General features: G+C 60.7%; 20 protein-coding genes. 13 read left to right on the top strand and 7 right to left on the bottom strand.

Features of this window, described 5'->3' with window-relative positions; all coding sequences use genetic code 11:
* Positions 1 to 96 precede the first annotated feature (96 nt).
* The 3 genes from BK660_RS28725 to BK660_RS28715 all read left to right on the top strand — a co-directional run bounded on the left by BK660_RS28725 (position 97) and on the right by BK660_RS28715 (position 2,010).
* Positions 97 to 390 carry an antibiotic biosynthesis monooxygenase family protein gene (locus BK660_RS28725; protein WP_123436204.1) on the top strand — a complete coding sequence of 98 codons (294 nt, stop codon included), beginning with the start codon at positions 97 to 99 and terminating at the stop codon, positions 388 to 390.
* A gap of 266 nt (positions 391 to 656) precedes the next feature.
* Positions 657 to 1,070: a cupin domain-containing protein gene (locus BK660_RS28720; protein ID WP_123436203.1), complete on the top strand. Its 414-nt coding sequence runs from the start codon at positions 657 to 659 to the stop codon at positions 1,068 to 1,070.
* 229 nt (positions 1,071 to 1,299) lie between these two features.
* Positions 1,300 to 2,010, top strand: coding sequence for an ATPase (locus BK660_RS28715; RefSeq protein WP_123436202.1), 711 nt, complete (start codon positions 1,300 to 1,302; stop codon positions 2,008 to 2,010).
* Between the two features lie 161 nt (positions 2,011 to 2,171).
* On the opposite strand, the gene BK660_RS28710 is transcribed toward BK660_RS28715, so the two are convergent.
* Positions 2,172 to 7,073: an NAD-glutamate dehydrogenase gene (locus BK660_RS28710; RefSeq protein WP_123436201.1), complete on the bottom strand. Its 4,902-nt coding sequence runs from the start codon at positions 7,071 to 7,073 to the stop codon at positions 2,172 to 2,174.
* 502 nt (positions 7,074 to 7,575) lie between these two features.
* On the opposite strand from BK660_RS28710, the gene BK660_RS28705 reads away from it, so the two are divergent.
* From BK660_RS28705 to BK660_RS28655, 10 genes are all read left to right on the top strand, one after another.
* Positions 7,576 to 7,929: a hypothetical protein gene (locus tag BK660_RS28705; protein WP_123436200.1), complete on the top strand. Its 354-nt coding sequence runs from the start codon at positions 7,576 to 7,578 to the stop codon at positions 7,927 to 7,929.
* 301 nt (positions 7,930 to 8,230) lie between these two features.
* Complete coding sequence (locus BK660_RS28700; protein WP_027923426.1) at positions 8,231 to 9,190, top strand: AAA family ATPase; 960 nt, start codon at positions 8,231 to 8,233, stop codon at positions 9,188 to 9,190.
* Positions 9,191 to 9,195: 5 nt separating this feature from the next.
* A complete protein-coding gene (locus tag BK660_RS28695; RefSeq protein ID WP_123436199.1) occupies positions 9,196 to 10,140 on the top strand; it encodes a DUF58 domain-containing protein in 945 nt (314 codons plus the stop codon).
* Positions 10,137 to 10,631, top strand: a complete 495-nt coding sequence (locus tag BK660_RS28690) for a DUF4381 domain-containing protein (RefSeq protein WP_123436198.1) — start codon at positions 10,137 to 10,139, stop codon at positions 10,629 to 10,631. The genes BK660_RS28695 and BK660_RS28690 overlap by 4 nt, the downstream gene beginning before the upstream one ends.
* Entirely contained in the window at positions 10,624 to 11,703 is a 1,080-nt protein-coding gene (locus tag BK660_RS28685) for a vWA domain-containing protein (protein WP_123436197.1), read from the top strand. Before BK660_RS28690 ends, BK660_RS28685 begins: the two co-directional genes overlap by 8 nt.
* Positions 11,700 to 13,439, top strand: coding sequence for a VWA domain-containing protein (locus BK660_RS28680; RefSeq protein WP_123436196.1), 1,740 nt, complete (start codon positions 11,700 to 11,702; stop codon positions 13,437 to 13,439). The genes BK660_RS28685 and BK660_RS28680 overlap by 4 nt, the downstream gene beginning before the upstream one ends.
* Positions 13,436 to 15,076, top strand: coding sequence for a BatD family protein (locus BK660_RS28675; protein ID WP_123436195.1), 1,641 nt, complete (start codon positions 13,436 to 13,438; stop codon positions 15,074 to 15,076). Before BK660_RS28680 ends, BK660_RS28675 begins: the two co-directional genes overlap by 4 nt.
* A gap of 298 nt (positions 15,077 to 15,374) precedes the next feature.
* On the top strand, positions 15,375 to 16,619 hold the full coding sequence (locus BK660_RS28665; RefSeq protein WP_123436193.1) for an exonuclease SbcCD subunit D C-terminal domain-containing protein: 1,245 nt from the start codon (positions 15,375 to 15,377) through the stop codon (positions 16,617 to 16,619).
* Positions 16,616 to 20,257 (top strand): AAA family ATPase, encoded by a 3,642-nt coding sequence (locus tag BK660_RS28660; RefSeq protein WP_123436192.1) that lies wholly within the window; start codon positions 16,616 to 16,618, stop codon positions 20,255 to 20,257. Before BK660_RS28665 ends, BK660_RS28660 begins: the two co-directional genes overlap by 4 nt.
* Positions 20,254 to 20,850: a glutathione S-transferase gene (locus BK660_RS28655; protein WP_123436191.1), complete on the top strand. Its 597-nt coding sequence runs from the start codon at positions 20,254 to 20,256 to the stop codon at positions 20,848 to 20,850. Before BK660_RS28660 ends, BK660_RS28655 begins: the two co-directional genes overlap by 4 nt.
* 20 nt (positions 20,851 to 20,870) lie before the next feature.
* Here BK660_RS28655 and BK660_RS28650 read toward each other — a convergent pair whose 3' ends face one another.
* From BK660_RS28650 to BK660_RS28630, 6 genes are all read right to left on the bottom strand, one after another.
* The gene (locus tag BK660_RS28650; protein WP_123436190.1) at positions 20,871 to 21,128 is read right to left on the bottom strand and encodes a hypothetical protein; all 258 of its coding nucleotides are present in this window, start codon (positions 21,126 to 21,128) and stop codon (positions 20,871 to 20,873) included.
* Positions 21,125 to 21,337, bottom strand: a complete 213-nt coding sequence (locus BK660_RS28645; RefSeq protein WP_123436189.1) for a hypothetical protein — start codon at positions 21,335 to 21,337, stop codon at positions 21,125 to 21,127. The genes BK660_RS28650 and BK660_RS28645 overlap by 4 nt, the downstream gene beginning before the upstream one ends.
* 115 nt (positions 21,338 to 21,452) lie before the next feature.
* A complete protein-coding gene (locus BK660_RS33200) occupies positions 21,453 to 21,578 on the bottom strand; it encodes a hypothetical protein (protein ID WP_259698543.1) in 126 nt (41 codons plus the stop codon).
* A gap of 210 nt (positions 21,579 to 21,788) precedes the next feature.
* Positions 21,789 to 21,968, bottom strand: a complete 180-nt coding sequence (locus BK660_RS28640) for a hypothetical protein (RefSeq protein WP_059180948.1) — start codon at positions 21,966 to 21,968, stop codon at positions 21,789 to 21,791.
* Between the two features lie 156 nt (positions 21,969 to 22,124).
* The gene (locus BK660_RS28635) at positions 22,125 to 23,300 is read right to left on the bottom strand and encodes a lactonase family protein (protein ID WP_123436188.1); all 1,176 of its coding nucleotides are present in this window, start codon (positions 23,298 to 23,300) and stop codon (positions 22,125 to 22,127) included.
* A complete protein-coding gene (locus tag BK660_RS28630; RefSeq protein WP_123436187.1) occupies positions 23,287 to 23,583 on the bottom strand; it encodes a DUF5629 family protein in 297 nt (98 codons plus the stop codon). The genes BK660_RS28635 and BK660_RS28630 overlap by 14 nt, the downstream gene beginning before the upstream one ends.
* Between the last annotated feature and the right edge of the window lie 209 nt (positions 23,584 to 23,792).

Genomic DNA, 23,792 nt, shown 5'->3' with positions numbered 1-23,792 from the left:
ATTGGCTATTGGCGGTCCGGGGTTGCAGGCCTATCCTGCATAAGCGTTATCCCTCAATGAGCAGGATTCGTCCGGCCTGATTCAGGAGTGTGAGCAATGTCCAACGAAGTGATCAATACCGTACAGGTGCAGGCCGCCGCAGGCCGCTCGGATGAACTGGGCAAGCAACTGCAAAAGATTGTCGAAACCCTGCGCGAACTACCGGGCTGCGACTCCTATATGGTCGACCGCTGCCCCGAGGACACCAACCGCTGGACCGTCAGTGCGCGCTGGCAATCGGAAGCGGCCATGCATTCCCATTTCAACTGCCCCGAAGTCCAGGGCTTCATCGGCCTGATTGACAACCAACTGGCGAATGCCGTGGATTTCAACAGCTTCCCGATCCGCTGAACACCTGATAGCAGCTGTTCTTGTGGCGAGGGGGCTTGCCCCCGTTCGAGCGCGAAGCGGTCGCAAAAACAGGCGGCTCGGTGTATTTAATCCAATGGGGGCCACTTCGTGCCCCAACGGGGGCAAGCCCCCTCGCCACAAGGACAGTTGCGACAACCATTGCGGGGCTGGATTGGTCCCCTCACCTTCCCGAATATTGGCTGTTTGATTGGCCCACCCTGCGGACTATCGTTGTTGCTGACGATAACCACCGCAGGTAATGAACCATGAAAGCTTTGCGTTTCCTTGCTGCCCCGCTCGCTGTCCTCGCCCTGACCACTTCAGTCACCGCGCTTGCCCACGAAGGCCCTTCAGAGAAGGTCACGGTGCTGCAGGACGAATTGCTGAAAAACGTCCCCGGCAAAAAAGCCATGATGATCGAAGTCGACTACAAGCCTGGCCAATCCTCGATTGCCCATAAGCATGAAGGCACAGCCATGGCGTACGTCATTTCCGGCGCGATCACTTCCCAGGTAAAGGGTGAAAAAGCGATCACCTACAAGGCCGGCCAATACTGGTACGAGCCTGCAGGATCGGAACATTTGGTCTCGAAGAACGCCAGCGCAACAAAGCCTGCCAAACTGCTGGTGTTCATGGTGTTGTCTCCTGATGAGAAAGTGTTGATCCCATTGGAAAACTGATGGCTGAACGTACAGCCATAAATAAAAGGGCCCGAACTTCGATTTCGGGCCTTTTTATTTCTCGACGCAATCAACCAACCCTGTTTAAACCAAATAAAACTATTGGTCTGCCAACAAGTCTGTTTATTGGTTGTTTAATTCAGCGAAGACAGGTTTAGTCTGGAATCACCGCCGGAACATACCGGCACTCAATCTTTCCGACTTCAAGTTGTTTCACGGGAGTAACACCATGAAACTTGCGCTTGTCAGTACCTTGACGATGACGATGGTCTTAGCAGGCTGCTCGATCCCCACCGCGCCAAGTGCAGTCTCTTCGCTGGATGGCATCTTTACCGCGCCTGTTGGCCGCAGCAATGCCACGAGCATTCCTAATGGCCATAACGTCTCGCTGGGCATCGTCTACAGCCGCAACACCCAGACCAATCGCGCCTACCTCCAGGACTACCAGGCCAACGCGGGCACCGGTTTCGGCCAGAGTTTGCTGGTACAACCGATTCATGACGCCTTCGTCGCCACCTCCAAACCAGACCTGGCCGTGGACTGGGTAAAGGCCTCGTTGCAGCGCCAATTCGGCTCGGTCACGGTGTACCCGGACATGCAAAGCCTCAAGGCGGCGAAACCGGACGTGGTCGCGATTGTCGATAGCCGCAGCCAGTTGATGACCTCGCGCAGTTCGGATTTGGCGGCGGATGTCAGCGCAGACTTTTACGACTCTAACCTTAACTATATTGGCACTGCCCAAGGGCATGATGCGAAAGCGCTTACGCCTCTTTGGGCGGACTTCAAGCCTAGTTCAGAGATAGTGACGGATATTAACGAGCAACAGAATGTGCAAGTTAGGGCATTGCAGAAGTTTGACCAGTCACTCAGTAATTTATTGACCAGTCCGACAGATAAAGTGTCGATGCTGGAGAATAATTCGGGCCGGGAGTTGTATTGAGGCTAATGACCCCTTCGCGAGCAAGCCCGCTCCCACATTTGAAATGCGTTCCAATGTGGGAGCGGGCTTGCTCGCGAAGAGGCCTGAACAAACAACCCATAACCATCAGGCAAAAAAAACCCCGCATGTCTCCATGCGGGGTTTTTTCATTCAGCGCCCTATCAGGCCGCCGGCTCCAGCTCTTCGCTGACGGCTGAAGTGGTGGTCACCACCGCTTGCCCGCTCAATGCCAGGTCCAGCAACTCACGGTTGGCCACCGCGTACATGGCGTAGTCCGTGCCGCTGGCGGCACGGATTTCCACCAGCATCGCGCGCCAGCGTTCGATCATGCCTTCGTGCGCTTCCATCCACAGCGCCAGGCGTGTTTCCACGTCCTGAGTGCCGTCGCCCTGTTGCAGGACGGAGATGGTGATCGCACGTTGCTGCCAGTCGACATCATCACGGAACGCTTCACGGGCCAGGGCTTGCCAGTTGTTTTCAACCGGCAGCGCGCTGATTTGTTGCAGGTACCAGGTAATGTCCAGCGCGCTGCCGACGGCGAAGTAAGCCTTCGCGACGTCTGCTGCGTTCTGGCCGGTCACGTCCGACGCTTCGATGATTGGCAGCAAGGTGTACAGGTGAGTGGTGCCTGCAACCATGCGCGCCAGCAACTCAGGTACGCCAGCAGCGACGTAAGCCTGATAGCGGGTCTGCCAGACTTCGCGGGTCGGGCCTTCCAGCAGTTCGTCGAGCTTGAGGCCCAGCGCTGCCAGATGTGGACCGAAGTGCGCGACGTCACGAGCGGCATTCTGCTCGTTGCGACGGCTGCGCAGGAACCAGCGCGTGGCGCGGCGGCCCAAACGCATCAGCTCGTCCATCAGCTCCAGTTGCACGTCGGCGGATACCTGGTAATCCAGGGCTTCGATCTGACGGAACCAGTGCGGGAGATGGAAAATGTCACGCACGATCACGTAAGCGCCCGCCACGTTCGCCGGGCTCATGCCGGTCGACTCTTTGAGTCGTTGAACGAAGGTGATGCCCATGTGGTTGACCAGGTCGTTGGCGATCTGGGTGCTGACGATTTCGCGCTTCAGACGGTGACGGCGCATGGCTTCGGAGAACTTGCTCACCAGCGACGGCGGGAAAGCGGTTTCCATGTCGCGGGTCAGGTAGTCGTCGTCCGGCACCAAGGAATTGAGCAGCGCTTCCTTGAGGTCGATCTTGCTGTACGAGATCAGTACCGACAGCTCGGCGCGGGTCAGGCCATGGCCCTCTGCAACGCGCTCGTTGATCGCTTCTTCGTTCGGCAGGAACTCGATGGCGCGATCCAGCTTGCCGCGGCCTTCCAGATCATTCATCAGACGCTTGTATTCAGCGATGCGCGGCAAGGCACGACGCGCAGCCAGGGACAAAGCCTGAGTCTGCTTGTAGTTGTTGCCCAGCACCAGGCTGCCGACTTCGTCGGTCATGCTCGCCAGCAACTCGTTACGTTGCTTGTCGGTCATGTCGCCCGCTTGAACCACTTCGTTCAGCAGGATCTTGATGTTGACTTCGTGGTCGGAGCAGTCGACGCCACCGGCGTTGTCGATGAAGTCGGTGTTGGAACCGCCGCCATTGAGACCGAATTCGACACGACCCAGTTGGGTCATCCCGAGGTTACCGCCCTCGCCCACGACTTTGCAGCGCAGTTCGTTGCCGTTCACGCGCAGTGCATCGTTGGCCTTGTCGCCGACATCGGCGTGGCTTTCGCTGCTGGCCTTGACGTAGGTGCCGATACCGCCGTTCCACAACAGGTCTACCGGTGCCTTGAGCAAGGCATTGAGCAGTTCGGTCGGGGTCAGCTTGTCGGCCTGAATGTCGAAGCGCTCTTTCATCTGCGGGGAAATCGCGATGCTTTTCGCGCTACGGGAGAAGATCCCGCCGCCTTCGGACATGATGCTGGTGTCGTAATCCGACCAGGCCGAACGCGGCAGGTCGAACAGGCGCTGACGCTCGGCGAAACTGTTCGCCGGCTCCGGGTTCGGGTCGATGAAGATGTGCAGGTGGTTGAACGCGGCCACCAGTTGCAGGGTTTCGGACATCAACAGGCCGTTACCGAATACGTCGCCGGCCATGTCGCCGACACCGACCACGGTGATGCTGTCTTTCTGGACATTGATGCCGCGTTCGCGGAAGTGACGCTGAACGCCAACCCACGCGCCCTTGGCGGTGATGCCCATTTTCTTGTGGTCGTAACCGGCGGAACCACCGGAAGCGAACGCGTCACCCAGCCAGAAACCGTAGTCGATGGCGATGCCGTTGGCGATGTCGGAGAAGGTCGCAGTGCCCTTGTCCGCAGCGACCACCAGGTACGGGTCATCGTCGTCATGACGCACGACGTTGGCCGGCGGAACCAGCGCGCCGTCTTTCAGGTTGTCGGTGATGTCCAACAGGCCCGAAATGAAGATGCGGTAGCAGGCGATGCCTTCGGCCGCGATCTCGTCACGGTTGCCGCCCAGTGGCAGGCGACGCGGCAGGAAGCCGCCCTTCGCGCCCACAGGCACGATGACCGAGTTCTTCACTTGCTGGGCTTTTACCAGGCCCAGGACTTCGGTGCGGTAGTCTTCTTCACGGTCGGACCAGCGCAGACCGCCACGAGCGACGTTGCCGAAACGCAGGTGCACGCCTTCGACGCGAGGCGAGTAAACGAAGATTTCGAACTTCGGTACCGGCTTCGGCAGCTCTGGAATCTGGTGCGGGTTGAACTTGAAGCTGAAGTACGACTTGTTCTTGCCGTTGGCATCAGTCTGATAGAAGTTGGTGCGCAGGGTGGCCTTGATCAGGTCCAGGTAGCGACGCAGGATGCGGTCTTCGTTCAGCACCTGGACTTCGTCCAGCGCGGCGATGATCGCGTGTTCCAGGCGTTGCTGCTTGTCTTCCAGATCGTCGCCGGACAGCTTGCGCGCCAGGTAGAAACGGGTCTTGAACAACCGGGTCAACTCGCGAGCGATGTCGGTGTGGTTGTTCAGGGTGCTGGCGATGTAGCCCAGGTCGAAGCCCAGACGGATCTGCTTCATATAGCGAGCGTAAGCACGCAGCAGCGCCACGTCGCGCCACGGCAGGCCAGCGGTCAGCACCAGGCGGTTGAACGCATCGTTCTCGGCATCGCCACGCACGATGTGGACGAAGGCGTCCTGCAGCGTGTCGTTGAGTTGCTGGATGTCGAGTTCCAGGCCTTCGGCAGCGGTGAACGCGAAATCGTGAATCCAGAACTCGCGGCCATTGGTGTGGCGCAGGCGATACGGGAATTCACCCAGCACGCGCAGACCGAGGTTTTCCAGGATCGGCAACACGTCGGACAGCGCCAGCGGCGTATCGGCGTGATACAGCTTGCAGTGCAGCATGCGCTGGCCGGACACCTGACCCAGCGGCTGATAGAAGCTCATCACCAGTGGGTTTTTTTCGTTCAGGCTCAGCAGGTGCTGCATGTCGACCACAGCCGAGTGCGCGGCAAAACGCTCGCGGTAACCGGCCGGGAAGCCTTTCGGGAAGTCGGCCAGCACGTTGGTGCCATGGGCTTCGCCGAAGCTTTCAACCACCAGGCTGGCGTAGTCGTCCTGCCAGCTGCGGCAGGCTTGCACCACTTCTTTTTCCAGCAGAACCGGGTCGATGTCGAGGCGGTTCTTGGGGTCGACGCGCAGGATCAGTTGCACGCGGGCCAGCACGGATTCGGAGAAGAACGTCCAGAATTCGCAATCCGAGGCTTTCAGGCGATCCATCAGCACTTGCTGGATCTTCTGGCGCACTTCGGTGGAGTAGATGTCGCGTGGCACGTAGGCCAGGCAGTAGCAGAAACGGCCGTACGGGTCTTTGCGCAGGAACACGCGAATCTTGTTGCGCTCCTGGATCTGCACGATCGACATCACGGTGCTGAACAGTTCGTCGACCGGGGTCTGGAACAGGTCATCGCGCGGCAGCACTTCAACCACCTGCGCCAGTTCCTTGCCCAGGTGAGCCTTGGCCTGGAAGCCGGAACGGCGTTCGATTTCTTCGACCTTGCGGCGGATGTACGGGATGACCCGCACGCTCTCGCCATACACCGACGAGGTGTACAGGCCCATGAAACGGCATTCCTTGATCACGTTGCCGGCGGCATCGATTTCACGGATCGACACGTAATCCGGGTAAGCCGGACGGTGTACACGGCTTGGGTGCGCAGCCTTGGCGAACGACAGCAGGGTCGGTTCGCGCAGGTAGTTCACGGCGTAGTCTTCGATGCGCAGGTCATCGTAGGTCAGGCCGGTACGCAGCAGTTTGGTCAGGCCGAGGAAGGAATCCTGGTCGTAGACGATGTGGCCGCCGTCGGCTTCATCGCGTACCACGAACTCTTCGTAGCCGAGGAACGTGAAGTGGTTGCCCACCAGCCATTCCAGGAAGCTTTTGATTTCGCCTTTTTCTTCAGGGTCGACCGCGTACTGGCTGTTGTCCAGGCCGGTGAGGATTTCCTGGACCTTGGCTTTCATCGGTTCGAAATCGGCGACGGCAACGCGGACTTCACCGAGCACCTGCTCCAGCTCTTTGCTCAGCACATTGAGCTCGGCGGTGTTGGCGCAACGGTCGATTTCCAGGTACATCAGCGATTCTTGAAGAATGCCTTCGCCCTGGGTGCCTTTCGGCAGGATTTCCAGCAACTCGCCCTTGCTGCCGCGACGCACGCTCAGCACAGTGGTTTGCAGGGTATGAATGCTGTAGCCGCGACGGTTCAGCTCGGTACGCACCGAGTCCACCAGGAATGGCAGGTCGTGGTGCAGCACTTCGACCGCGGTGTGGGTCGACTGCCAGCCGTGGCGTTCGTAATCAGGGTTGTAGACGCGAACCTGCGGTTGCGCGTGATCGAAGCGCTCAAGCAGGCGCCACGCAGAAAGGGTGCAGCCGGCGAGGTCGGACAACCGACGCTGGGTCAGCTCGTCCAGGGAAATGATGCCGAAGAATTGTTCAGCGAACAGCGCCACTTGTGGCAGTGCCTGTTCACTGATGTGCTGTGCCAGTGCCGCTTGCAGTTGGTGCTGGAAGTCGGCTTTGCTGGCTGCGGTGAAGAACGCCATCTGTGGTACTCCGCTTGGGCTTGTTATTGATGGAAGCGTCGCGTGCAAAACCCCTTTCGGGGCGATCCGTCACCCTGTTCCTGATTCTCGGGCAGAGGAAACAGGGGACAGGTGGGTGAAGCTGGACGAGACACTCAGGTCACATTCACCTTCCATGAATGGGCATCTGCAAAAACGACTGGGCTGCGTACAGCGCAATGTCTTTACAGGTGCTCATCCGTTGCGCAGCTTAACGAGTGCGGCGAGGCCCGTGCTTGCGGTGCTGCGACATATTCGGTCATCGGTACGCAACTGGCGGCACACGCTTCGAACAACACTAGCAGTCGTGGGCAAAAACGGGCGTTTTATCCCCGGTTTTCCGGCACCGGCGTACCAGAAATGACCAGTAACACTCCAAGTGTCCACGCCCCTCCTCTGACACTCAGCCGAGCAGAAATTCCGTCGGGCTGGCAGAATTGCGTTTTGTGCGTCTTCACCACGCTCGTCGAGCCAGGAATTTCCCATGCAAATGACCACCGCCCACTTGATTGTGAACCCTTGCGATGACGAGGAAGACAACATGGCCATGCTCTGCTGCCACAGCGACGCGGGCGACATGTTCCTGATGACCCGCTATCCGGACGAGGACGAACTGGAAATTACCCTCGATGGCGAGCCTTCGACCCTGGACGGTGTGAAAGTCACCCTCAGCCCGACCCGCCTGCTGATCGAAATCGCCGCGGCGGATGCGGATGCTTTGAATGGGGATGATTCTCTGGAAATCATTCACAACACGGATGCGGGGGATTTGGCTGAGGTTGAGCAAACGCTGAAAAATATTCTCGAGGGGACTGGGACTTATATAAGCCAGCTCTGAATATCAGTGCCCCGACAGACGCCTTCGCGAGCAAGTCGAATCGTCGCACCGCCGCTCCCACATTCGACCGCATTCTCATGACAGAACTCGGTTGAATGTGGGAGCGGGCTTGCTCGCGAAGGGGCCCGAAAGAACGGCACTACTTTCCAACCGAGACAAATTTCAGACAATTCCACCCACCATTTCCCGCACTTTGCACAAAATGCCGTTAGTCGCCGCCCCCCGCGATGGATTAAAGTAACGCCCCCAGCCCAAGCGTTATTCGAACGACTTCGGCCACCTTCTCCAGGAACAGTCATCGATGGAACATCGTGAAGCGCTGCTCGCGCTGCGAACCTTTCTTTCAACGCAGATTCTCGGCCAGGAAAAACTCATCGAGCGCTTGCTCATCGCTTTGCTTGCCGACGGCCACATGCTGGTCGAGGGCGCCCCTGGCCTGGCCAAGACCAAGGCCATCAAAGAGCTTGCCGAAGGCATCGAAGCACAGTTCCACCGTATCCAGTTCACCCCCGACCTGTTGCCGGCCGACATTACCGGCACGGAAATCTATCGTCCGGAAACCGGCAGCTTTGTCTTCCAGCAAGGCCCGATCTTCCACAACCTGGTCCTGGCGGACGAAATCAACCGCGCCCCGGCCAAGGTTCAGTCGGCGCTGCTTGAAGCCATGGCCGAGCGCCAAGTCAGCGTCGGGCGCAGCACCTATGAGCTGTCACCGCTGTTTCTGGTGATGGCCACGCAAAACCCGATCGAGCAGGAAGGCACCTACCCGCTGCCCGAAGCCCAGCTCGACCGTTTCCTGATGCACGTCAAAATCGGTTTCCCGGACGCCGCGGTGGAACGCAAGATCCTCCAGCAAGCCCGTGGCGAAGCCCTGAACGGCGAAACCAAGCCGGAACGCCGGGTCAGCCAGCAGGCGATCTTTGCCGCTCGCAAGGAAATCCTCGGTTTGTACATGGCCGACGCCGTGGAGGAATACCTGGTGCAACTGGTCATGGCCACGCGTAACCCGGGCAAGTTCGACCCGGAAATGGCCGACTGGATTGCCTACGGCGCCAGCCCTCGCGGCTCTATCGCGCTGGACCGTTGCGCCCGGGCCCACGCCTGGCTGGCCGGCCGCGACTTCGTCAGCCCGGAAGACATTCAGGCCGTGCTGTTTGACGTGCTGCGCCATCGCATCATTCTGTCCTTTGAAGCCGAAGCGGCTGGCATCGACCAGGACCGGGTGGTCCAGCGAATTCTCGACGTCGTAGCCGTCGCTTGACCCCGATGAACACCCTGCTGCCGCCCGAGCCGGGCATCCGTGTCAGCCTCGCCGAGCTGATCGACATGCGCCATCGCGTGCGTGAAGTGCAGTTGTTTTCCACGCCGAGCCAGCGCAGCCCGCTGATCGGCCTGCATCACTCAAAATTTCGCGGGCGCGGGGTGGATTTCGACCAGGTGCGGGTCTATCAGGCCGGCGACGATGTGCGCACCATCGACTGGCGCGTGACCGCGCGCACCCAGGAACCCCACACCAAACTGTTCCATGAAGAACGCGAGCGGCCGATTTTCATCATGGTCGAGCAAAGTTGCCGGTTGTTTTTCGGCTCGGGCCTGATGTTCAAATCGGTGCTCGCCGCCCAGGCCGCCAGCCTGATCGGCTGGGCCGCACTGGGTCATAACGACCGGGTGGGCGGGTTGGTGTTCGGTGACAACGAGCATTACGAAATCAAGCCGCGACGCAGCAAACAGAGCCTGCTGCAATTGCTCAACCGGCTGGTGCGGGTCAATCAATCGCTGCACACCGAAACCGAGCAGAACCGCGATTCCCTCAACATGGCCCTGCGTCGGGCGCGGGAAGTGTTGCGCCCCGGCAGCCTGGTGATCGTGATCTGCGACGAGCGCGCCTTGACCGAAGGTTCGGAACAACAGCTGAGCCTGCTGTCGCGCCATTGCGACCTGTTGCTGCTGCCCCTCTCCGATCCGCTGGATCACGCCCTGCCCGCCGCCGGTTTGCTGCGCTTCGCCGAACGCGGTGCGCAACTGGAACTCGACACCCTGAATTTCGACCTGCGCCAGACCTATCGCGCCCAGGCTGAAGCGCGCATTGCCCGCTGGGAATTGCTCGCCCAGAAGCTGCGCGTGTTGCTGATGCCGTTGAGCACCCAGAGTGAGATGGTCGAGCAACTGCGCGAGTTTCTGAACCCACAGAAACCGGGGAAAGGTCGATGAGCAGCCTCGATCAACTGCAGCCGCTGATTACCCCGCCGCCCATCGAATTTTGGCCCCCCGCGCCGGGCTGGTGGCTGCTCCTTTTGTTGCTGCCGCTGATCGGCTTTGGCCTGTGGCGGATGCGCCACTTGGTGGTGCGCAAACGTCCCATCGTTCGCGCCGAACAACCGCTGGACCCGGTGCGTCTCGCTGCGCTGGCCGAACTGGCGCAAATGCCCAAACCCTACGACGGCGCACCGGCGGGCGCGTGGTTGCAACAGCTCAATGGCTTGCTCAAGCGCCTGTGCCGCAACCACTACCCCTACAGCCAGAGCCACACCCTCAACGGGCGCAAATGGCTGGCGTTTCTCGACAACCGCTGCCCGGCGGCCGGCCTGACGCGCTGGATGGTGCTGGTGGAAGGCGCCTACAAACCCGAATGCAAACTCGACGACAAGGCCATCGCCGGCCTGACCCAGGCCGTCGACACCTGGATTCGCAAACATGTTTGAGTTCGCCTGGCCGTGGATCTTTGCCTTGCTGCCCTTGCCGTGGCTGATGCGCGTCTTGCTGCCAGTGGCCGACAGCGGCGAGCCGGCCCTCAAAGTCAGCTTCCTCAATGACCTCGAAGGCCTGGCCCGCCGCCGCGCCCGGGCGAACCTGCCGGCGTGGCGGCAGCAGGCACCGTTCATGCTGCTGTGGTTGTTGCTGCTGATCGCCGCCGCGCGCCCGCAATGGCTCGGTGAACCGCTGCCGATCGCCGCCAGTGGCCGCGACTTGCTGGTGGCGGTGGATGTGTCCGGCTCGATGGATTTCCCCGACATGCAGTGGCAGGACGAGGACGTCAGCCGCTTGAGCCTGGTGCAGCATTTGCTCGGTGATTTCCTCGAAAGCCGCGATGGCGACCGGGTCGGCCTGATCCTGTTCGGCAGCCAGGCCTATCTGCAAGCGCCGTTGACCTTCGACCGGCATACCGTGCGCGTGTGGCTCGACGAAGCTCGGATCGGCATCGCCGGCAAGAACACCGCCATCGGCGATGCCATCGGCCTGGCCCTTAAACGCCTGCGTATGCGTCCGGCCCAGAGCCGCGTGTTGATCCTGGTGACTGACGGTGCCAACAACGGCGGCGAAATCGACCCGTTGACCGCCGCGCGACTGGCGGCCAGCGAAGGGGTCAAAATCTACCCCATCGGCATTGGCGCCAACCCGGAAGAAAGCGGCACGCTGGGCTTTTTGGGCGTAAACCCGAGCCTGGACCTCGACGAGCCGGCCCTGAAAGCCATCGCCGAGGCCACGGGCGGTCAGTACTTCCGCGCCCATGACGGCAACGAACTGCAGATCATCAAGGACACCCTCGACAAACTCGAACCCGTGACGCAACAACCGACCCAGGCCCGCCCGGCGCAGGCGTTGTACCACTGGCCGCTGGCGATGGCCCTGCTGCTGAGCATGCTGTTGGTGGTGCGCGAACGCTGGCCGGATAACCTGTTGCAACGCCTGTTTACCAAGGATCTGTTCTTGCAATCGCCCCTGCCTGACTGGCGCCAGCGCCTCAAACGCCTGCGCGTGCGGAGACGCCGATGAGCGCGCTCTGGCCTTTCTGGTTCCGTCCTTGGTGGCTATTGCTGTTGCCGGTGCTCGGCTGGTTGCTGTGGCAACTCTGGCACCGGCAAAAACGCGCCGGGCGCTGGCAGATGATTCTGCCGCCGGCCTTTCACGCCGCACTGCTCAGTGGCGGCAACGGCCGCGACAGCAAACTGCCGTGGGTCGTGCTTGGCCTGGCCTGGGTGTTGACCGTGCTGGCGCTGCTCGGCCCGAGTTGGCAACGGGTCGAACAAAACAGTCAGAAACCCGCCGACCCGCTGGTGGTGGTGCTTGAACTGACCCCGGAAATGCTCGCCACCGACGTGGTGCCGAACCGGCTGGAGCAGGCGCGCCGCAAGCTGCTCGACCTGCTTGAGGTGCGCAGCGACGCTCAGACCGCCATCGTCGTCTACGCCGGCAGCGCCCACACCTTGGTGCCGCTGTCGGATGACCTGTCGACCAGCCGCAACCTGCTCGATGCGCTGAAACCGTCACTGATGCCCGAGGCCGGCCATCGCGCCGATCTCGCGGTGAACAAGGCCCTGGCCTTGCTGAGTCAGGGAGCTTTGGGCGATGGCCGGATCCTGCTGATCGGTTCGACCCTGACCGAACTGGAACGCGAAGGCATCCATAACGCACTGGACGGCCACTCAACCGAATTCTTGATGCTGGGCATCGGCACCGCCGAGGGCGCGCCGGTGGCTCAGGAGGACGGTAGCTTCCTCAAGGACAACGAGGGCGCGATTCTGGTGCCGCGCCTGGACAACTCGAGCCTCAAAGCTTTTGCCCATGACCTCGGCGGACGCTATCGCCAGGCGCAACTGGACGAGGCGGACTTACGTGCGCTGGGCCTGCTGGATGGCCCGCGCGCATTGCGCAATGACGGGCAAATGTTGCGCCTCGACACCTGGGCCGACCAAGGTTACTGGCTGTTGCTGCCGCTGTTGTTGCTGGCGGCCTGTGCCGGGCGGCGTGGCTGGTTGTTCTGCCTGCCGTTGCTGTTGGCGATGCCGCAACCGAGTTATGCCTTCGACTTCGAAGACTTGTGGTTGCGCCCCGACCAACGGGGCCTGCATTTGCTCAGGCAAGACCACCCGGCCAGGGCTGCGCAGTATTTCCAGGACCCGCAATGGCAAGGCGTGGCGCTGTACGAGGCCGGCGACTACAGTGGCGCCGCCCAGCGGTTTGCCCAGGGCAGTGACGCCCACGCCCACTACAATCGAGGCAATGCCCTGGCCAAAAGCGGTGAGCTGGAAGCCGCGCTGGATGCGTACGAACAGGCGCTGGAACTGCAACCGGATTTGCGCCCGGCCCTGACCAACAAGGCGCTGGTGGAGAGTCTGCTCAAACAGAAAAACACCCCGCCGCCGGTTGAGCCCGAGACCTCCGACGACAACAAGGCACCGTCCACCGATCAAGAATCGCAGCCCGGCGCGGCCACGCAACCGACGAGCGAAGGTGAACCGCAAACCGACGTCCAACAAACCACACCAGACGCCGAACAACCGGCCACCTCGCCGCCGAAACCGGGCGCCAATGAAGTGCCGGGCAGCGAGTTGGGTGACGAGCAAAGCACCCGGCCGCCGCCGCGCCCGACCAGCGACACGATCGAAGGCGAACAACTTCAGGCGCTGGAGCAATGGTTGCGCAAGATCCCGGATGATCCGGGTGAATTGCTCCGGCGCAAATTCTGGTACGAACAGCAACAACATCAGGATCAGGGAAAAACTCGATGACCCGCTTCACCCTCTTCATGCTTGCCCTGCTGTGCTGTGCCGTTCAGGCCCAGGCAGAGGGGCTGGTTGCCAGCGTTGATCGCAGTCGCCTGAACTCCGGCGAGACGGTCGAGCTGACCCTTGAATCCAGCGACGTTACCCAGTTCGGCAAGCCGGACCTGAACCCGCTGGAGCCGCTGTTCGAAGTGCGCGGCACTCGACAGGTCAACCAGTTGAACACCCTCAGTGGCGACAACCGCGCGACCACGCGCTGGATCATTACCCTGCTGCCCAAGGAGAACGGCAGTGTGACCATTCCGCCGTTGCAACTGGGCGAGGCGCAGAGCCAGTCGATCACGTTGCAAGTGGTGGAGAGTGAAACCCAGGACACCGCGACCAAGCTGGCCCCGGTGTTCATCGACGCCAGCCTCGACCAGAGCAGCGTGTACGTGCAGGCCCAGGCGATCCTGACCCTGCGCATCTACCATTCGGTGTCGCTGTACGACGACAGCAGCCTGACCCCGTTGCAGGTTCCCGATGCGCGCATCGAACAACTGGGCGAGTCGCGCACCTACGAAAAAGTCATCAACGGCCTGCGCCATGGCGTGATCGAAATGCGCTACGCGATTTACCCGCAACACAGCGGCGAATTGGCGATTCCGGCGCAGATCTTCAGCGCCACGCTGGTCGACACCCAACCCGTGCAGGACGCCGCCGCCCAGGTGCCGAAATCCGGCAAGCTGATGCGCGTCAGCTCCACGCAAATGTTGCTGACGGTCAAGGCGAAACCCATCACTTACCCTGCCGATCTGCCTTGGTTGCCGGCCCGCAGCGTGACCCTGAGCGAAAGCTGGAACCCGGAACCGGACCACACCCAGGTCGGCGACTCGCTGACCCGCAGCCTGATCCTCAAGGTTGAGGGCCTGGCCAGTTCGCAACTGCCGCCGCTGCCGGCCACTGACGTCAACGGCTTGCGGCGCTATCCGGATCAGCCGGTGCTGGGCAACCAGAACAGCGAACGTGGCCTGATCGGCAGTCGTGAAGACCGTGAAGCCCTGGTGCCTGCGCGCAGCGGTGCAATCGAATTGCCGGCGGTGGACGTGGTCTGGTGGAACACCTTCGAAGATCATCTGGAACGCAGCAGCCTGCCGGCGCGTACCCTGCAAGTCGCGAACAATCCGAGCATGCAGGTCGATACGCCGGCCGGGATGCCTCAGGTCGATTCCGCCGCTGACAGCGAAACCCTGTGGCGCTGGAAACTCAGCACGCTGATCCTGGCCTGCACCACCCTGCTCGGCTTCGGCCTCTGGTGGCGCGCGCGCTGGCAACCGGCGATCCTGCGTGCGACGCAGACCGGCCCGAGCCCGCGCACCGTCCTCGACGACCTCAAGCGCGCCTGCCTGGCGAACGACTCACACGCCACCCGCCAGGCGCTCGACGCCTGGGCGCGGCAACAACCGGAAACCCTGGCTGACATGGCCGCCCGTTTCGTGCCTTTGTCCGATGCGCTGGACGGCTTGAACGGCGCGCTCTACAGCGAAACCGGCCAGCACTGGCAAGGCGAAGAACTGTGGCGCGCGATCAAGGCAATCCCGATTGCCGAACGGGTTCAGGACCCGGTCGGCGACAGCGGGCTCCCTCCTCTATACCCCAAGTAATCGAGCTTTTGTGGCGAGGGGGCTTGCCCCCGTTGGGTCGCGAAGCGGCCCCAGCAATTCCACAGACATACCGCATCGCCTGGTTTTACGACTGCTGCGCAGCCGAACGGGGGCAAGCCCCCTCGCCACAGGCAAGCCCCCTCGCCACAGGTCAGCAGGTCAGCAGGTCAGCAGGTCAGTAGGTACGCGGTTTGATCACATCCATCGCGCGCCACGCTTTTTTTGCCAGTAAACTCCCTCCCCTTTAGCCGCCCTCATTTCCCGCGCGGCCATCACCTTATTTGCAACGGAGTCCGCCTTGCGTCTGTTCCACACCTCCGACTGGCACCTTGGGCAGAACCTGCACGGCCAGGAACGCGATTTCGAGCACGCCTGTTTTCTCGAGTGGCTGTTGCGCCAACTGAAGCTGGACCAGCCTGATGTGCTGCTGATCGCCGGCGATATCTTCGACACCGTCAACCCGCCGGTCAAAGCCCAGGAACGCCTCTACGACTTCATCGTCAGCGCCCACGAGCAGCAGCCATTGCTGACCATCGTGATGATCGCCGGCAACCACGATTCCGGCTCACGGATCGAACTGCCCGCGCCATTGATGCGCCGCTTGCGCACCCATGCCCTCGGCCGCGTGCTGTGGCTGGATGACGGGCAACTGGATGCCGAACGCCTGTTGCTGCCGTTACCGGATGCCAGCGGCAAAATTGCCGCCTGGTGCCTGGCGCTGCCGTTCCTGCGCCCGGCCGAAGTCACCGGCGCGCAGTTGGGTGATAACTATTTGCGCGGGATTGGCCAGGTTCACGAATGGCTGATCGAGGCGGCCAACGCCAAGCGCGCGTCCGGCCAAGCGCTGATCGCCATCAGCCACGCGCACATGGCCGGCGGTTCGGTGTCTGAAGATTCCGAGCGCAGCCTGATCATCGGCAACGCCGAAGCCTTGCCCGCCAGCCTGTTCGGACCCAGCATCAGTTACGTCGCCCTCGGTCACTTGCACAAGCCGCAAAAGGTTAACGGTGAAGAGCGCATCCGCTACAGCGGCTCGCCGATTCCATTATCGTTCTCCGAGATCGGTTATCAGCATCAGATTCTCGACGTCACCCTCGACGGCGAAACCCTGGTCAGCGTCGAGCCCAAGCTGATTCCACGAGCAGTGAACCTGCAACGCATCGGCCCGGCGCCGCTGGCAGAGATCCTCCTGCAACTGGCGGACCTGCCCAACATCGATTTGCTGGCCGACATCCAGCGCCAACCGTGGCTGGAAGTCCGCGTTCGCCTCGACGAGCCACAACCCGACCTGCGTCATCAGGTAGAAACCGCCCTGCAGGGCAAAGCCGTGCGCCTGGTACGTATCGCTGCCGAATACGCCGGCAACGGCAGCCGTGACAGCGTCGACGACGGCACCACGCTGGTCGAACTGGACCAGCTCACACCTCAGGAGTTGTTCAGTCGCGCCTGGCAGGACAGCTACGGCAGTGAAGTCGATGAGCAAACGCTGAAGGACTTTGCCGAGTTGCTGCAGGACGTACAGATGGAGAGCGAACAACCATGAAAATTCTCGCGATCCGCCTGAAGAACCTCGCCTCCCTGGCCGGCCCCTTTGAGATCGACTTCACCGCTGAACCCTTGGCCAGCGCCGGTTTGTTCGCGATCACCGGCCCGACCGGTGCCGGTAAAAGTACCTTGCTCGATGCCTTGTGCCTGGCGCTGTTTGGCGCCGTGCCGCGCCTGAGCAATGCGCAAGTCTCCGCGAAAGCGCCGGACGCCGATGGCGAAATCAGCACCGGCGACCCGCGCACGTTGCTGCGTCGCGGCACCGGTGAAGGCTATGCCGAAGTGGATTTCGTCGGCATCGACGGCCGTCGTTACCGCGCGCGCTGGGAAGCCAATCGCGCCCGGGAAAAGGCCGGCGGCAAGTTGCAAGCCAGTCGCCAGAGCTTGCGCGACATCGATCAGGATCAACTGCTGGCGAGCCAGAAAGTCGAATTCAAAACCCAGCTCGAATCCGTATTGGGCCTGAACTTCGAACAGTTCACCCGCGCCGTGTTGCTCGCCCAGAGCGAGTTCAGTGCTTTCCTCAAGGCCAACGACAACGAACGCAGCGAACTGCTGGAAAAGCTCACCGACACTGCGCTGTACACCCAACTCGGTCGCCGCGCGTTCGACAAGACCAAAGAGGCGCGTGAAGCGCACAAACTGTTTCAGGACCAGGCCACCGGCGTGACCCCGCTGGCGCCCGAAGCCCGCGCCGAACTGGATGAGCGCTTCAGTGAAGCGCAGCAACAATTGAAGACGCAGCAGGCACAGCTTAAGCAGCTTGAGCTGCAACATACCTGGCTCAAAGATCTGCGCCAGTTGCAGGACGAACAACTGAGCGCCACGGAGCAACTGACCGGTGCGCAACAGCACTGGGAAAGTCAGGTCGGCGAACGCCTGAAACTGACGCGCCTGGAGCAGTTAGCCCCGCAACGGCACCAGTTCGCGCGCAAAACCGAACTCACCGCCCAGCTCACACCGCTGACCGCGCAGATTCAGCTGCACACACAACAGCAACAGGAACTCACCGAGCGCCAGACGCAACTCGAACAGAGCCTGAGCAGCACCCACTCCGCGCTGACCGAGGCACAACAGCAGCACACCCATAGTGCGCCGTTGCTGCGCCAGGCCTTTGAAGCGCAAAGCACCCTCGCCCGCCTGGTCAAGGACACGAGCCTCAGCGCCGATCTCAAGCAGCAAGCCGAACTGGCCTGCACTCAGGGTCAGAACACGATTCAAGGTTTGCTGGACCAGCAGAAACTCGTCGCCGAACGCCTGCAACGCATCGCCGGCGAGCTTGAACAAAGCGCTGCTCTTGCGCCACTCAGCGAGGCGTGGAATGCCTATCGCGATCGCCTGCAGCAGCTGATGTTGATCGGCAATCGCTTGAACAAGGGCCAGGCCGAAATGGCCGCCCTGGAGCTCAGCGCCACGCGCGCAGCGCAAGCATTCGCCGCGCAAAAGCAGCAACTGGAAGTGCTCTACAAAGAGGCCGGCGCCGAGCCCGAAGCCGTGGCTGAACAGATCCAGCTGCTCGGCAATCTGTTGCAGGACAACCGCAAGCAACTCCGAGCCTTCGAAGAGCTGACACGACTGTGGACCCAGCAGCGAGAGCTGGACACCCGCGGCGCGGAGCTTCAACAACGGCAGTTGAGCGCCCAGCAAGAACGGGATCGGCTGACCCAGGACGGGGTAAAGACCAAGAACGAGCTGACCGTCGCCGAACAGACCCTGACCGTCACCCGCGAACTGCTGGAGCGTCAGCGTCTGGCCCGCAGCGCCAGCGTCGAAGAGTTGCGTGAGCAGTTGCAGGACGATCAACCGTGTCCGGTTTGCGGCAGCCCCGACCATCCTTATCATCAGCCGGAAGCGTTGCTGCAAAGCCTCGGCCGCCATGATGAAAGCGAGCAGGCCAACGCGCAGAAAGCCGTCGACCAGTTGAAGGAAAAACTCACTGACTTGCGCGGCGAAGTCGGTGGCTTGATCGCTCAGCAGAAAGAGCTGCTACAGCAGCAAGAGCAGCTCGCCACTCAGCAACAAGCCCTGACGCCAAGCCTCGATGCGCATCCGTTGTCGACGCAATTGCTGGCTCAGGACACGAACAAACGCGATGCCTGGCTGGCGCAGCAAAACACTCAGTTGAACCAGAGCATCACCCAGGACGAACAACGACAAACCGCTCTGCTCACCTTGCAACAGGACGCCGCGCGCCTCCAGCATCAACTGCGCAGCGCCGAAACGGCGAGCCAGCAAGCGGCGCAGCACTTGAGCACTCAGCAACGCGAGTTGAGCAGCGATCGCCAGCGTCTGGATGAAGAACTGACCGCGTTCAGCACCCTGCTCCCGGGCGAGACGCTGGAGGCATTGCGCAACGAACCCGCCGCGACGTTCATGCAACTCGACCGCCAGATTGCCCAGCGTCTGGAGCAACTCGACCAGCAACGCGACGAACTCGGCGAACAGCTGCAACGCCAGCAGACGTTGGAGAAAGAACAGGACCGCCAGCAGACACGCCTTCAGCAACTGGAAGTCGCCAAGCAGCAGTTCGATACCCTCGCCGAGCAACAGCAAGCCTGTCAGCAAACCCTGACGCAATTGTTGGGCGAGCACGCCAGTGCCGAGCAATGGCAGCAGCAACTCGATCACGCCGTTGAACAGGCACGCACCGCAGAGTCGACCGCCAATCAGGAGCTGCAAACCGTGCGCACGCGCCTGGTGCAACTCGCCGCCGAACTCAAGGCATTGCACGAGCGCTCGTTGGCACTGGAAGCCGAAGACCGCGAGTTGAGCAGCAAGATCGCCGATTGGCGCGCGCAGCATCCGGAGCTGGATGACCGTGGTCTGGAAGTGCTGCTGAGCGTCGACGACCAACAGGTCAGCGAACTGCGCCAGCAATTGCAGCGAAGCGAAAAAGCCATCGAACAGGCCAAGGTCCTGTTGCAGGAGCGCGACAAGCGCCTGCTCAATCATCAAGCGCAGCACAATGGCAACCTCGATGCCGAACAATTGGCCAGCGCGCTCGCCGAACTGCAAAACCTGTTTGCCGCCAGCGAACACCGCTGCGCCGAACTGCGCGCCGAACAGGCCGAGGATCAGCGTCGGCAAAACGCCAATCAGGCGTTGGCGCAGCAGATTGCCGATGCCTACACCGAGTATCAGCGCTGGGCGCGTTTGAGTGCCCTGATCGGCTCGGCCACCGGCGATACCTTCCGCAAGATCGCCCAGGCCTACAACCTCGACCTGCTGGTGCATCACGCCAACGTGCAGTTGCGCCAACTAGTGCGCCGTTATCGGTTGAAACGCGGCGGCAGCATGCTCGGGTTGTTGGTGATGGACACCGAGATGGGCGATGAGCTGCGCTCGGTGCACTCGTTGTCGGGTGGCGAGACGTTCCTGGTGTCGCTGGCGTTGGCCCTGGGCCTGGCGTCGATGGCCTCGAGCACGTTGAAAATCGAATCGCTGTTCATCGACGAAGGCTTCGGCAGCCTCGATCCGGAATCCCTGCAACTGGCCATGGACGCGCTCGATGGCTTGCAGGCTCAGGGCCGTAAAGTCGCGGTGATTTCCCATGTGCAGGAAATGCATGAGCGGATTCCGGTGCAAATTCAGGTTCATCGCCAGGGCAACGGCCTGAGTACGCTGGAGGTGAAATGAATACGCTGTATTCGTTCCGCCGCTGCCCGTACGCCATGCGTGCGCGCATGGCCCTGCGCTATTCAGGGGTCGTGGTGAATATTGTCGAGGTCAGCCTCAAGGCCAAACCCGCCGAGATGCTCGCGCTGTCGAGCAAAGGCACGGTGCCGGTGTTGAGCGCTGATGGCCGGGTCATTGATGAAAGCCTGGCGATCATGCGCTGGGCTTTGGCGCAAAATGATCCGCAGGATTGGTTGCTCAAGGATGATCCCGCCGGACAGGCGCAAATCGCCGCCCTGATAGAAGCGAATGATCAGGTGTTCAAGGTGCACTTGAATCACTACAAGTACGCCGAACGTTATCCCGAGCGGCCGATGGAAGTTTATCGGGCGCATGGTGAGGTGTTTTTGCGTCAGCTTGATGAGTTGCTACAGGGGCGCGATTACTTGCTGGCCGAACATCCAAGTCTGGCGGATGTAGCGTTGATGCCGTTCGTAAGGCAGTTCGCCCATGTCGATCGCGAGTGGTTTGCGCAGACGCCTCATGTGCGGTTGCAGGACTGGTTGCAGCGGTTTCTGGAGTCAGACTTGTTTACCGGCGTGATGAAAAAATAAGAGCCCCCGTAACCTGTGGCTCAGGCAAACACTTCACACATCTGCAACACCGAGCAATCCACCTGGAATGGCCCGAAGAAATCGACCTGGCGCTTGATCGGTGGATTGCCCGCCAACAGCCCCATCGCCTTCTGCGTTTCAATGTTGCGTGCAAGATTGTGATTGGCTTCTATCGACCGGGCCACGGAGCCCGCCGAGCCCTGCCCAATACCCAGCAACGAAGTGCCGTTGGTGAAGAATGCCAGAAAGGCGATCACCCAGAGTTTGCGCCCTTTCATGCCCCGACCACTCCCGCCAGTTCTGCGTGATCGACCACGACGTCTTGAGCGCGGTGTTCGAACTGGATGGCGGGATAAGCGACCTGAATCGGTGCGTCCACGGTGTGTTGCGATTGAGCCGAAAGGCTGACCACCAGCACCATTGCGACGTAAAGACCGATGGCCAGGTAGGCGCCGTGTTTGGCAGAAGTGAGGATTGAGCTGGCCATGGTGTTCTCCGTGGGCTTGTTTCGATGCCCACAGAATCAATCAAAAAAGCTGTGGTAACCACTCAGGGTTATCCATAGTGACCATCAGCTTGGTTGATCATTAAGCCAGTCTATTTCAGTCTTTGATAAAACTCATCATGCGCTCGCGGGCCGCGTCCGGCTCGTCTGAAACGGGCTGTGCGTCCGAAAGTATGGGGGTGGAATACAGAAAAAGAAGAACCACTGCCAGACGCATCGCCATGCTGTCGATCCTTGTTATTAGAAAAGGAGTCAAAAACTCAGCGACAAATCTAGACTCATGGCCATGTGATATCAAGTCAGGAATTTATGGCAATGTGATGCTGTCGTAAACGCGTTATGCAGGAGCGACATCACTCAGGTTTCTCAAAGCTGTTCAGCCTGATCGACGCAAGTGACTTCGCTCCTGCATAAAAGGTGCAGGGCTGGAATTTCAGGCTTGGGTTTTGTGATCCAGAGCGGCGTAGAAGTTGGCGCTCTGTTGCAGGTATTTCTGGGTGTAACTCTGGGCGTGGGATTTTTTCTCGCTGATTTCAACGTTGGCGCTGGCTGGCAGAGCAACGGTGGCGGAGATGGCGGAAGCGGCGATTACAGAGAAGAGATTGAAGTTCATGGCGGTATTCCTCGGATTCAGTTGGCTTGCTTGCCCGGTGGGGCCGTGAAGCAAACTTAACCTTCGAGGGTCCGCGTCTTGAAATGCTTTGTAGCATTAGCAGATATCAGCATCATTAATAGAAGGTTGCAGGCCCCTTGAACCGGGGCCTGCGGCCTATTGACGCAGCATGAACTTGAGGTCGCTCGGCGCGTCCATCGGCAGCTTCTGCACGGTTTTACCCAGCAAACCGGTCTTGTCATCGCGTTCGACGACGACAATCTGGTTGCTTTTCTGGTTGGCAATCAACACGAATTGGCCACTGGGGTCGAGGCTGAATTCGCGCGGATGGTCGCCTTCCACGGAGCGCCGTTGCAGTTCCTTGAGGTGACCCGTCGCAGGGTCGATGGCAAATACCAGCAGCTGATTGGCGGTGCCACGGTTGCTGACGTAGAGGAATTTGCCATCCGCGGAGGCATGCAGCGCCGCCGCTGCCTTGTCAGACGTGGGCTGGCCCGCCGCGAGGTCAACCATCTGCGTTTGCTCCAGGGTGCCATCCTTGTAATCGAACACGGCCACCTGCGCACTCATTTCCATGGTCAGCCAGGCATGTTTGCCATCGGCGCTGAACAGCAGATGACGCGGCCCGCTGCCCGGTGGCAACTGCACCGATGCCGGTTTGGCCGGCGTCAATGGCAGGTCCGGGTTGGCCTTGGGGTCGAAGCGATAGACAAAAATCTTGTCAGCGCCCAGGTCATTGGAGAACACGTAGCGCCCGTCTGGCGAGGAAATCGTCGAGTGCACGTGAGCCGACATCTGCCGCTCTGGGTTGACCCGACTCGACGGATGACTGCTCATCTGCACCACGGAGCTGAGTTTTCCGTCAGCGCCCACCGGTAACACTGCGAGTGTGCCGCCCGGGTCTTCAACCACCGAATAGTTGCTGACGAACAGATGACTGCCATCGCCGCTGAGGCTGGAATGAGTCGGCTCATTGCCAAGGCTCTGCACCTGATTGATCAGGCTCAGCGCATGGTTTTTTGGATCAATGGCATAACTGCTGACGCGCCCGACCGGATCTTTCTGCCCCGGGCCGTTTTCGTTGACCACGAACAGCCGATGCTGATCCTTGGACAGAGTCAGCCAGGACGGATTTTCACTCTTGATCACTTGCAGTGGCGTGGGGTTGATCTGCCCGGTCGAACTGTCGAAGTTCAGGCGATAAATCCCCTGGCTCTGACCTGCCGTGTAGGAACCCACCAGCAACTGATAGTCCTCGGCCGAGGCGGCCTGGGTGCCCATCGCGCCGATACTGCCGGCCATCAATAGAGGCCAGATCTTATGCATCCTCATTCCCGTCGTCCTCGTCGTCACCGCCGCCGAATGCTTCCGTACACACCAGACGATGCTCACCGGAACTGCCGGTGATCAGCCAGCTTTGCAGGTCTGGATCGAAGGTCGCGGCCTCAACTTCGGCCGGGGTGAACTCCCAGTGCTTGGACACACGACCGTCGATGCATTCGATGTGCAAGTTGTCGTCTTCATCGAGAGAGAATTCGAATGCGTGCAACCCGTCGATTTCCACCATGTCGCAGTGTTCGAGGGTGTTGAGCAAGGTGTCGGCTTGGGCAGTCATGGCAATCAATCTTTGAATGGGAAAGACGCAATGATAGCTCAATGTGCTCGCGGCCCGATGCCGAGCACAAAACTTCGACACAACCCCAAACTACTGTGGGAGCGGGCTTGCTCGCGAAAGCGGAGTATCAGTAGGCATATTTTTCGCTGATACACCGCCTTCGCGAGCAAGCCCGCTTGTATGTTTAGACTTGAAGGGGTGGGTGGGAC

The organism is Pseudomonas brassicacearum, from assembly GCF_003732265.1.
In the GTDB taxonomy this organism is placed as follows: Bacteria; Pseudomonadota; Gammaproteobacteria; order Pseudomonadales; family Pseudomonadaceae; genus Aquipseudomonas; species Aquipseudomonas brassicacearum_D.
This window is presented reverse-complemented; position numbering and strand designations above follow the sequence as displayed.

Excerpts from the sequence above, each read along its gene's own strand:
- BK660_RS28725 (WP_123436204.1), top strand. The coding sequence starts at position 97 with ATGTCCAACGAAGTGATCAATACCGTACAGGTGCAGGCCGCCGCAGGC.
- BK660_RS28720 (WP_123436203.1), top strand. The coding sequence starts at position 657 with ATGAAAGCTTTGCGTTTCCTTGCTGCCCCGCTCGCTGTCCTCGCCCTG.
- BK660_RS28715 (WP_123436202.1), top strand. The coding sequence starts at position 1,300 with ATGAAACTTGCGCTTGTCAGTACCTTGACGATGACGATGGTCTTAGCA.
- BK660_RS28710 (WP_123436201.1), bottom strand. The coding sequence starts at position 7,073 with ATGGCGTTCTTCACCGCAGCCAGCAAAGCCGACTTCCAGCACCAACTG.
- BK660_RS28705 (WP_123436200.1), top strand. The coding sequence starts at position 7,576 with ATGCAAATGACCACCGCCCACTTGATTGTGAACCCTTGCGATGACGAG.
- BK660_RS28700 (WP_027923426.1), top strand. The coding sequence starts at position 8,231 with ATGGAACATCGTGAAGCGCTGCTCGCGCTGCGAACCTTTCTTTCAACG.
- BK660_RS28695 (WP_123436199.1), top strand. The coding sequence starts at position 9,196 with ATGAACACCCTGCTGCCGCCCGAGCCGGGCATCCGTGTCAGCCTCGCC.
- BK660_RS28690 (WP_123436198.1), top strand. The coding sequence starts at position 10,137 with ATGAGCAGCCTCGATCAACTGCAGCCGCTGATTACCCCGCCGCCCATC.
- BK660_RS28685 (WP_123436197.1), top strand. The coding sequence starts at position 10,624 with ATGTTTGAGTTCGCCTGGCCGTGGATCTTTGCCTTGCTGCCCTTGCCG.
- BK660_RS28680 (WP_123436196.1), top strand. The coding sequence starts at position 11,700 with ATGAGCGCGCTCTGGCCTTTCTGGTTCCGTCCTTGGTGGCTATTGCTG.
- BK660_RS28675 (WP_123436195.1), top strand. The coding sequence starts at position 13,436 with ATGACCCGCTTCACCCTCTTCATGCTTGCCCTGCTGTGCTGTGCCGTT.
- BK660_RS28660 (WP_123436192.1), top strand. The coding sequence starts at position 16,616 with ATGAAAATTCTCGCGATCCGCCTGAAGAACCTCGCCTCCCTGGCCGGC.
- BK660_RS28655 (WP_123436191.1), top strand. The coding sequence starts at position 20,254 with ATGAATACGCTGTATTCGTTCCGCCGCTGCCCGTACGCCATGCGTGCG.
- BK660_RS28650 (WP_123436190.1), bottom strand. The coding sequence starts at position 21,128 with ATGAAAGGGCGCAAACTCTGGGTGATCGCCTTTCTGGCATTCTTCACC.
- BK660_RS28645 (WP_123436189.1), bottom strand. The coding sequence starts at position 21,337 with ATGGCCAGCTCAATCCTCACTTCTGCCAAACACGGCGCCTACCTGGCC.
- BK660_RS33200 (WP_259698543.1), bottom strand. The coding sequence starts at position 21,578 with ATGGCGATGCGTCTGGCAGTGGTTCTTCTTTTTCTGTATTCCACCCCC.
- BK660_RS28640 (WP_059180948.1), bottom strand. The coding sequence starts at position 21,968 with ATGAACTTCAATCTCTTCTCTGTAATCGCCGCTTCCGCCATCTCCGCC.
- BK660_RS28635 (WP_123436188.1), bottom strand. The coding sequence starts at position 23,300 with ATGAGGATGCATAAGATCTGGCCTCTATTGATGGCCGGCAGTATCGGC.
- BK660_RS28630 (WP_123436187.1), bottom strand. The coding sequence starts at position 23,583 with ATGACTGCCCAAGCCGACACCTTGCTCAACACCCTCGAACACTGCGAC.